Annotated in this window: 2 protein-coding genes; both read right to left on the bottom strand. The window is 71.2% G+C overall.

Features of this window, described 5'->3' with window-relative positions; genetic code table 11:
- Positions 1 to 261 precede the first annotated feature (261 nt).
- Complete coding sequence (locus AB0I76_RS28630) at positions 262 to 447, bottom strand: hypothetical protein (RefSeq protein WP_357041877.1); 186 nt, start codon at positions 445 to 447, stop codon at positions 262 to 264.
- A gap of 69 nt (positions 448 to 516) precedes the next feature.
- Positions 517 to 1,875: a Pup--protein ligase gene (gene pafA, locus AB0I76_RS28625; RefSeq protein WP_357041874.1), complete on the bottom strand. Its 1,359-nt coding sequence runs from the start codon at positions 1,873 to 1,875 to the stop codon at positions 517 to 519.
- Positions 1,876 to 2,007 lie beyond the last annotated feature (132 nt).

The following is a 2,007-nucleotide window of genomic DNA, read 5'->3' as shown; positions in this document are numbered from 1 at the left end:
TGGGCCGGGGACTGGACGCCGACCACGCCTACTTCCTCGCCGCCGCCGCGGCCGGCCGGCACGCCGCGCACCTGCTCGCCCGCTGAGCCCCGGCCGCCACAGACTCAAGGTGCTCGCAACTTCGGGGAAGATACGCCTTCGCCCTTCGGCGAGGCGACATTTTCCCCGAAGTTGTTCCGGACGACCCCGGCAGGGCGGCGCGGGTGTTCGGAGGTCGGCCCGGCGGCGACCCACAGTGCGAGATCGCGGCGGTGGGCGGGGTTACGCGAAGAGGACCAGTGCTACCCAGGCGCCGATGATCAGCGCGAGCGCGAGGGCCAGGACCCACGTCGGGACGGTGTACTCGCCGCGCCGGTTCCGGTCGATCTCGTCACGGATCTTCTGGCGGCGGCGCTCGGCCCAGTTCTGCTTCTCGGAGCCGGGGCCGGAGGGTTCGGTAGGCATCATGGCGCCGACAGCCTACCCGGCTCCGGCAGCGGCCGGGGCGGCCACCACCACCCCGGCCACGCCGAGACGTCACATGCTGGCGATCAGCCGCTCGACCCGCTCGTCGTACGCCCGGAACGGGTCCTTGCACAGCACCGTGCGCTGCGCCTGGTCGTTCAGCTTCAGGTGCACCCAGTCGACGGTGAAGTCGCGCCGCTTCTCCTGCGCGTGCCGGATGAACTCGCCCCGCAGCCGCGCCCGGGTGGTCTGCGGCGGCGTCTCCTTGGCCTCGAAGATCTCCGGGTCGGTGGCCACCCGGTCCACCTCGCCGCGCCGCTCCAGCAGCCCGTACAGGCCCCGGCCGCGCCGCAGGTCGTGGTACGCCAGGTCCATCTGCGCCACCCGGGGGTGCGACAGAGGCAGGTCGTGCTTGCGCTGGTATCGCTCGATCAGGCGCAGCTTCGTCACCCAGTCGATCTCCCGGGACACCGGCTCCAGGTCCCCCGTCTCCACCGCCCGCAGCACCCGGCCCCACAGCTCCACGACCCGCTTCGCGGTCTGGTCGCCGCCGCGCCGCTCCACGAACTCCGTCGCCTTGGCCAGGTACTCCTGCTGGATGTCCAGCGCGCTGACCTCCTTACCGGAGGCCAGGCGCACCTTGCGCCGGCCGGTGATGTCGTGCGACACCTCGCGGATCGCCCGGATCGGGTTCTCCAGCGTCAGGTCCCGCATCACCACACCGGCCTCGATCATCCGCAGCACGATGTCGGCCGTGCCGACCTTCAGCAGCGTGGTGACCTCGTTCATGTTCGAGTCGCCGACGATGACGTGCAGCCGCCGGTACCGCTCGGCGTCCGCGTGCGGCTCGTCCCGGGTGTTGATGATCGGACGGCTGCGCGTCGTCGCCGACGACACGCCCTCCCAGATGTGCTCCGCCCGCTGGGACAGGCAGTAGACCGCACCGCGTGGGGTCTGCAGCACCTTGCCCGCGCCGCAGATCAGCTGCCGGGTCACCAGGAACGGGATCAGCACGTCCGCCAGCCGGCCGAACTCCCCGTGCCGCGACACCAGGTAGTTCTCGTGGCAGCCGTACGAGTTGCCCGCCGAGTCGGTGTTGTTCTTGAACAGGTAGATCTCACCCGCGATGCCCTCGTCGTGCAGCCGCTTCTCCGCGTCGACCAGCAGCCCCTCCAGGATCCGCTCGCCGGCCCGGTCGTGCGCGACCAGGTCCACCACCGAGTCGCACTCGGGCGTCGCGTACTCCGGGTGGGAACCCACGTCCAGGTAGAGACGGGCGCCGTTACGCAGGAAAACGTTGCTCGACCGGCCCCAGGACACCACGCGGCGGAAGAGGTACCGGGCGACCTCGTCGGGGGACAACCGCCGCTGCCCCCGGTAGGTGCAGGTGACGCCGTACTCGGTCTCGATGCCGAAGATTCGCCGCTCCATGGTGAGACATTAGCCGCCCGAGGCCCCCGAGGGGCAGCGCTCACCACGTCCATCCCACACGGGTCCCACGTGGACCGCTCCGGCACCGGCACCGCTGACCGGCCGGAGCGCACGGCGCGGACGCCCGGGACC

Source organism: Micromonospora sp. NPDC049799 (genome assembly GCF_040656655.1).
GTDB lineage: Bacteria > Actinomycetota > Actinomycetes > Mycobacteriales > Micromonosporaceae > Micromonospora.
This window is presented reverse-complemented; position numbering and strand designations above follow the sequence as displayed.

Bases quoted from the DNA above. Each gene is read 5' to 3' on its own strand.
- pafA (WP_357041874.1), bottom strand. From the start codon at position 1,875: ATGGAGCGGCGAATCTTCGGCATCGAGACCGAGTACGGCGTCACCTGC.
- AB0I76_RS28630 (WP_357041877.1), bottom strand. From the start codon at position 447: ATGATGCCTACCGAACCCTCCGGCCCCGGCTCCGAGAAGCAGAACTGG.